Source organism: Desulfovibrio legallii, from assembly GCF_900102485.1.
In the GTDB taxonomy this organism is placed as follows: domain Bacteria; phylum Desulfobacterota; class Desulfovibrionia; order Desulfovibrionales; family Desulfovibrionaceae; genus Desulfovibrio; species Desulfovibrio legallii_A.
This window is the reverse complement of record NZ_FNBX01000026.1, coordinates 11,438-18,317: the sequence shown is the minus strand read 5'-3', so window position 1 is coordinate 18,317 and position 6,880 is coordinate 11,438. Positions and strand designations below refer to the sequence as shown.

The window sequence follows — 6,880 nt, the reverse complement described above, 5'->3', positions numbered from 1 at the left end:
CTCTCCTTCCAGAGGGGCGCAGCCCCGCCCTTGACCCCCTGCACAAAAAAGCCGCTCTGCCCGCAGGGCAAATAAGCCTATGCCCTGAGATACGGCCCGCCCCCGCCGCGCAGCGCATTTGCCGCAGAGGCGGGCAGGGGGGCAGGGGGCGCCCCCCCACCCCCAGCGCAAGCCGTGTGCTACACCTGCAGCCCCATTTTGTTGACGGACTGCATGCCGCCGGAGGCGTTGACCAAGTCCTTCACGCCGTTGCGGGCGAGGATAAGGAGGCTGTCGTAGGCGCGCAGCCCCGTGTTGCAGATGATGGCCACGGGGCGGTCCTTGGGCACCTCATGGGCGCGGGCGGCGATTTCCTCCAGGGGGATGGCGTGCCAGTCGGGGTGCTTTTCCTGCATGGCGCGGCCGGCGGCCGCCGGACGGGCGTCGATGAAGAAGACGTGGTTCTGTTCCCGGTTTTTCCAGAGGTCCATGAAGGCGTCGGCGGTGATGGGGGTGAAGCGCCCGTCCAGGGCGTTATCCGCCACGTTGCCCACCACGTTGACCACGTCCATGGCGGAGGCGAAGGGCGGGGCATAGGCCACTTCCAGGTTGGAGATGTCGTCCACCGTGGGCTTGCTGTACTGCAGGGCCGCGGCCACGGCGTCGATGCGGGCCTTGAGGGAATCGGGGTCGGCGCAGGCCCCTTGCAGACCCAGCACGCGACGGGTGGGTTTGTCCACCGTCAGCTCCAGGGTCATCATGGATTTTTCAGGGTAGAAGTGGGCGTGGTCCAGCTGCTCCACGGCCACGCTCATGGCGTCGTAGCCTTCTTTGCGGGCGCGTTCCACGGTAAGGCCCACGCCGCAGAAGGCCATATCGAAAAGTTTGACGGCCCAGGAGCCCACATAGCCGGGGAAGGCGGCGTTGCCGCCGGCCAGATTGGTGCCGATGACGCGGCCCTGACGGTTGGCCATGCTGCCCAGGGGCAGATAGCCGGGCTTGCCGGTGATGAGGTTTTTGATGGAAACGCAGTCTCCGCCCGCGTAGATGGCGGGGTCGGAGGTGCGCATGTGTTCGTCCACCACAATGGCGCCGAAGGGGGCCACGTCCAGGCCGGCGTCCTTGGCCAGGCTGCCGTTGGGGGTGAAGCCCGCGGCAAAGATGACCATCTGCGCCGGGATGCGGCGCTTGTCCGTAACCACGGCGCTTACTGCGCCGTCCGCGCCCTCAATTTTGAGCACTTTTTCGGCAACGTGGACTTCCACCTTGTGGCTCCGGCAGTCGTGGGCGGCCATGAGGGCCAGGGAGTGCGAAAGCACGCCCGGCAGGATCTGATCCATCATTTCCACCACGCTGACCTTGACACCCCACATGTCGGCCAGGGCCACGGCGGCCTCCAGGCCGATAAAGCCGCCGCCCACGATGACGGCCTCGGTCACCTTGCCTTCCTGGCAGGCGCTGCGGATGGCCCCGGCGGCCTCCAGGCGGGTGAGAGAAAGGACGTTCTTCAGATCCTTGCCTTCCACCGGAGGCATGCGCGGGCTCGCGCCCGTGGCCAGCACCAGCGTGTCGTAGGGCAGTTTTTCTTCCTTGCCGGAGTTCAGGTCTTTGACCAGCAGGGTTTTGGCCGCGCGGTCAATGGCCAGGGCGCGGGTGCGGGTGCGCACGGCGATGCCCTTCATGGCCTGGAAAAAGGCCGGATCGCGCACCGTGTGGTAGGGGGTGGAGCGCAGGTCGTCCAGATTCTGGATTTCTCCGGAAACGTAGTAAGGAATGCCGCAGCCCCCGTAGGAAATGAACTCGTTTTCGTCCACTAGGGTGATCTGGGCGTCGGGCATGAGCCGTTTGCAACGGCAGGCCGCCTTGGGCCCCAGGGCTACGCCGCCCACAACAAGAATCTTTTCGGCCATCGGTGCGCTCCTTGGGTTTGATGGTTATGAGCAAATGAGCATTACCAGTATTTATAATGCGCATTTCCCGCCGCTGGGCAAGGGGGGCGGGGGGAGTTTCCCGCCCGGAAAACAAAAATATACCGCCTGCGGGGGCGAAAGGGTTCAGCGCCCGCGGTAGCGCCGCTGGTCGCCCACGCGCACGGTGATGCGGGCGTTGTCCATGTATTCCAGCAGGGCAATGAGGTACTTGCGCGAAAGACCGGTGAGCTCTTTGAGCCCGGCCACATCCAGGTTGTCGTGGTCGGCAAACCACTGCCGCACGCGCTCCATGATTTCTGTCAGGGCCGGGCCGTGGTAGCAGAGCCCTTCCTTGATCTTGACCAGTTCGCCGCTTTCGCAGAGCAGGCGCAGCACGGGCGCGGCCGCCTTGGGGGTCACGTCGAGCGCCTCCAGCACCTCCTTGAGGTTGGGCGGGGCAAGGCCCGCTGCGGCGTGGGCCTTGAGCAGGGCCGCGCGCAGGCCTTCCTGGTCCGCCGCCAGGCTCACCTGGTGCCCGGCCAGGCGCAGGCCGTCGCCTTCGGCGACCAGATCCCCCTGCCTGAGGGCCTGCTCCAGCACCCGCTGCACCAGGCGCGGGGCCAGGCGCGCGCTCCAGCCCGCGCAGAGCGCGCCGCGCGTAAAGGCGGGCTTGAGGGGCTCCTTGCGGTGCAGGTCCGCGCCGCGGGCCAGGCAGGCGGCCAGGAGGGCGTCGAAAGCCGGGCGGCCGATCCAGGCCCTGGCTTCTTTGTCAAAGCAGAGGGCCGCGCCGCGCGCGGCCAGAAGTTGCAGGCCCGTTTCCAGCGCGGAGCGGGGCAGGCCGGTGAGCGCGCGCAGCCTGGCTTCGTCCGCGCCCGCTGCGGCGCGCAGCTCCAGCACGGCGGCAAGAAAGGCGGCGCAGGCCGCATCCCGCGCCTTGGCCGCGCTTTTGGGCGAGGGCGCGTCCTTGCCGCCGGAGTCCTTCTGGGCAAGCGGCGCGTCCACGGCCGCGCGCAGGGCGGGCAGCCCGGCCAGCAGGCGCAGATTTTCCGCAAAGCGGGGGTCGCTGCGGCGCAGCTCCGGCGGCAGGGGGCTTACCAGCGGGCCGCCCGCCACAGTGCGCAAGGGCGCGCCCGCGCGCAGCACGCAATGGTCGCCGTAAACGCCAGCCAGAGGTTCCCTGAAGCGCAGCTCGGCCAGGGCGGTTTCGCCGGGGGCGAGCTTTTCTCGATCCCGAAAAACCACCCGGGCCGGGCATTCGCGCGTGCCGTGGTGGAAGTGGATTTCCACCCGCTGGCGCAGGGCGCGCGGGGCGGAGGGCAGGCAGGTAAGCCGCACCATCCAGCGCGGGGAGGGGAAGAGCTCGCCGGGGTGGGCCAGCACAAGGCCGCGCTCCACGTCGGCTACCTCCACGCTCTGGACGTTGACGGCGCAGCGCTGCCCGGCGGCCACGTCCTGCGCGGGCCTGCCGTGGCGCTGCAGGCTGCGGGCGCGGGTGGCAGGCCCGGACGGCATGAAGCAGAGCTCGTCGCCCACGGCGCAGCGGCCGGAAATGACCGTGCCCGTGACCACGGTGCCGTGCCCTTTCATGCTGAAAACCCGATCCACGGGCAGGCGGAAGATGTCGCTGCGCGGCTGGGGCGCAAGGCCCCCGGCCAGGGAAACCAGGGCCGCCCGCAGGGCCTCCACGCCTTCTCCCGTGGCTGAGGAAACCGGAAAAATGGGAGCCCCGGCCAGGAAGGTTTCCGCCAGGAAGGCGCGTACGTCTTCCGTGACCATTTCCAGCCAGTCCGGCTCCACCATATCGGTTTTGGTCAGGGCCACCAGGCCCGTGCGAATGCCCAGGAGGGAGCAGATTTCCAGATGCTCGCGGGTCTGGGGCATGACGCCTTCGTCCGCGGCAATGACCAGCATGACCATGTCCACGCCCGCGGCCCCGGCCACCATGTTCTTGACGAAGCGCTCGTGTCCGGGCACGTCCACGATGCCCAGGCGCTCCCCGCCGGGCAGGTCCAGCCAGGCGAAGCCCAGCTCAATGGTGATGCCGCGGCGCTTCTCCTCCCCCAGGCGATCGCAGTCCACGCCCGTGAGCGCGCGCACCAGGGAGGTTTTGCCGTGGTCGATATGCCCGGCCGTGCCCAATACTACTGCCATGAAAACCTCGTCGGAAGAGCCTGTTTTTTGTGGGTGGAGAGCGCCTTTGGCAAACCGCGCTTCTTCGCCGCGCCGCCCCGCCCTGCAAAAACGTTTATTCCCGCACTGCGCCGCGCGCGCCCTGCCGGACGCCAGGGGCCGTTATGCCGCGGCGGCCGTACGGCACAGGCCCGCCGCCCACAGGCGCTAAGCCTTGCCGCCGGCGGGCGGGGCCAGCCGGGCCAGGGCCGCCTCGGCCAGCCGGGTGACGGATTCCTCATAGACGTCGTTGCCGTCGAAAAGCTGGCAGGCTTCCGTGTGCCCGGCCTGAGCCAGAGCGCGCAGGGCCGGGGCGTCCATGAGGTCCGGCGGCAGCTGGGCCAGAGCCCAGGCGGCCATGCCGCGGCAGATCATGTCCTGATCGGCAAGGCCCTTGCGCAGCCAGGGGCGGGCCGAAAGGCAGAGGGCCGGACGGGCCTGGGCCAGGCGGCCGATGGCCCAGTAACAGGAGCGGCGCAGCACGTCGTGGTCGCAAAAATTGTCGTCGTGGCCCAGGTCAATGATGTAGGTGATGAGGATTTTGTGAAAATCCTTGGCCAGGGGTTCGCTGGCGGCCAGGATTTCGCCGAAGGCTTCGGGGATGCCCCAGCCGATGTTGCCCGATTCTTCGTTCAGGTGCCACATGAGGCGGCGGATGATGTTGCGGGCGGTCTCGGGCTCGCTGCGGGCCAGGCGGGCCACGACCTGCCCCAGAGCCGCGGCGGCGCGGTGCATGGTCTGCGGGCCCAGGAGCAGGAAGGAAAAAAGCGGCCCCACGTTTTCCATGCCGCCTTGACTGATGGCGTCCAGGTGGTCGCGCCAGTCCGGGCCGGTGAGGCTTTCTTTGAGTTGCAGTTTGGCGGAGCGCATGCGGGGCATGGCTTTCCCTCCGGGTAGGGGTGATGACTACTGCCCGTATAGTGACCGCTTTTGCGCCCCCTGGCAAGGCGGGCGGCGCGTTCGTCAGGCGCGGAGGCCCCGTGCGGCGCGCGTCGGGGCCTGTGGGGGAAGGATTTTCGCGGCCGGGGCAAGAGGCCGCGCGTCGCACAGGCCGCCCCGGACGGCGCGCTTACCACGAACAGAAGAACAGCACCCAGAAGGGCACGCTCATGTCCAGGACCATGGCGTGGACGATGGAGACGAACATCCACTCCCGCCCGGAATAGCGCACGATGACGGGCAGGGTGGTATCCATGGTGGAGGCCCCGCCGCAGGTGATGGGCGCGAGGGGCCCCCAAAGGCGCACCAGCAGCGGCGTGCAGAGCAGGGTGAAGAGCTCGCGGGCAATGTTGCTGATCAGGGCCACGGTGCCCAGCTCCGGCCCCTTATACTGGGTAATGAAGATGGAAGAGAGGGAATAATAGGCAAAGCCCGCGCCCACGGCCATGCATTCCGTAACGCTGTAGACCAGGAACAGGCTGACCAGGGCCGTGCCCGCAAAGGTGCCCGCGGCCGTGGCCAGGGGCAGGAGCAGCACGCGGGGGCGCAGGCTGCGCAGGATCTCGCCCAGCCGCCGGTCCGCGCCGATGGAAAGCCCCACCAGGAACATGAGCAGCCAGAGCACATAGAGGGTCAGGTCGTGCTCCAGCAGCCAGGCGGGCACAAGCCCCAGGCGCGCCAGCAGCACGCCCGCCGCAAAGAACGCCACTATGCACACGCTGCCTTGCATGGGGGGATGCGCAGGACCGGGCGGCGGTCAGGGCCGGGACGGCACGGCGTCCGTCTGCGGGTTCAGGGCCAGGAAGTCGTGCTCGTCAGGGTCGTAATAGCGCATGGCCCCTGATTCGATATGGTAAAGCCAGCCGTGGACGTGCAGGCTTCCCTCCCGCACCCGGTCGCGCACGCAGGGGTAGGTCATGAGGTTTTCGATCTGGAAAACGATGGAGAGCTTTTCCGCAAGGCGCAGCAGGGGCTCTTTGTCCGCCTGCCTGCCCAGGGCCAGCAGGGCCATTTCTTTGGCCTTTTTGCCCAGAGAAAGCCACTTGCGGGTGTGGACAAAGGCTCCGTCCTCGTCCTTGCCTGCGAACAGGGCCTCAATGGCCCCGCAATGGGTGTGCCCGCAGATGATGACCTCCGCGACGTTCAGGGCCGTGACCGCGTATTCAATGCCCGCCGCCGTGGCGTGGTAGTCCTCGTCCGGCTTGTAGGGGGCCACGAAGTTGCCCACGTTGCGCAGCACAAAGAGCTGGCCCGGAGGCGCGTTGGTGATGAGCGAGGGAATGACCCGCGAATCCGCGCAGCCGATAAAGAGCGCCCTGGGCTGCTGGCCGTGGGCCACCAGGTCCAGCAGCTGGGCCTCGTGCTTCTTAAAATATGTGCGCTGGAAAAAGGCGTTGCCCTGAAGCAGATGTTCAACAGTCTTCATGCGTATCCTCGTTGGCGTGGGCAGGGGCGGACGTGGAGCCGGGCCCACGACGGAAAAGCCGGCCCGCCAGCAGGGTGCAGACCAGAGACCCGGCCACGCCCGCCAAGGTGAGGGCCAGGGCCGCGCCGCCCAGGCGGGGCAAAGCCTCCATCAGGGCGGCGTTGCCGCCCACGGCAATGCCCAGGCCCAGCAGCAGGAGCATGATTACCGGAGTAATGCCGCGCGTCAACCGGCCCGGCCAGGGGCCTTTGCGCAGCAGAAAGCCCACGGCCATGCCAAGGAAGGTTAACCCCAATGCAATGAACATAGGCCTCTCTTCTTTAGATATCCCTGGCGGCGAGGCGCGCGTCTTTTGCGGCCTGGCGGCGTCAGCGGCCCCTTTCCGTCCGGGTCTGTACCGTAAGAGTACTATCCCCGTCCGGGCGGGGCCGCTTCCTTGCCAGGCCACAAAATCCGC

Annotated in this window: 6 protein-coding genes; all 6 read right to left on the bottom strand. The window is 67.8% G+C overall.

The genetic code is table 11. The features are described 5' to 3' along the window. Window positions 1-179: 179 nt before the first annotated feature. On the bottom strand, window positions 180-1,889 hold the full coding sequence (locus BLS55_RS11470) for an FAD-dependent oxidoreductase (protein WP_092155336.1): 1,710 nt from the start codon (window positions 1,887-1,889) through the stop codon (window positions 180-182). Between the two features lie 144 nt (window positions 1,890-2,033). After that, window positions 2,034-4,040 carry a selenocysteine-specific translation elongation factor gene (gene selB, locus BLS55_RS11465; RefSeq protein WP_092155334.1) on the bottom strand — a complete coding sequence of 669 codons (2,007 nt, stop codon included), beginning with the start codon at window positions 4,038-4,040 and terminating at the stop codon, window positions 2,034-2,036. A gap of 186 nt (window positions 4,041-4,226) precedes the next feature. Beyond that, on the bottom strand, window positions 4,227-4,937 hold the full coding sequence (locus tag BLS55_RS11460; protein ID WP_092155332.1) for a DVU0298 family protein: 711 nt from the start codon (window positions 4,935-4,937) through the stop codon (window positions 4,227-4,229). Window positions 4,938-5,127: 190 nt separating this feature from the next. After that, window positions 5,128-5,715 (bottom strand): LysO family transporter, encoded by a 588-nt coding sequence (locus tag BLS55_RS11455; RefSeq protein ID WP_257243241.1) that lies wholly within the window; start codon window positions 5,713-5,715, stop codon window positions 5,128-5,130. A 39-nt stretch (window positions 5,716-5,754) separates the two neighbouring features. Next, entirely contained in the window at window positions 5,755-6,423 is a 669-nt protein-coding gene (locus BLS55_RS11450; protein WP_092155328.1) for a carbonic anhydrase, read from the bottom strand. Continuing rightward, window positions 6,410-6,730, bottom strand: a complete 321-nt coding sequence (locus tag BLS55_RS11445; protein ID WP_092155326.1) for a LysO family transporter — start codon at window positions 6,728-6,730, stop codon at window positions 6,410-6,412. The genes BLS55_RS11450 and BLS55_RS11445 overlap by 14 nt, the downstream gene beginning before the upstream one ends. Window positions 6,731-6,880: the final 150 nt, after the last annotated feature.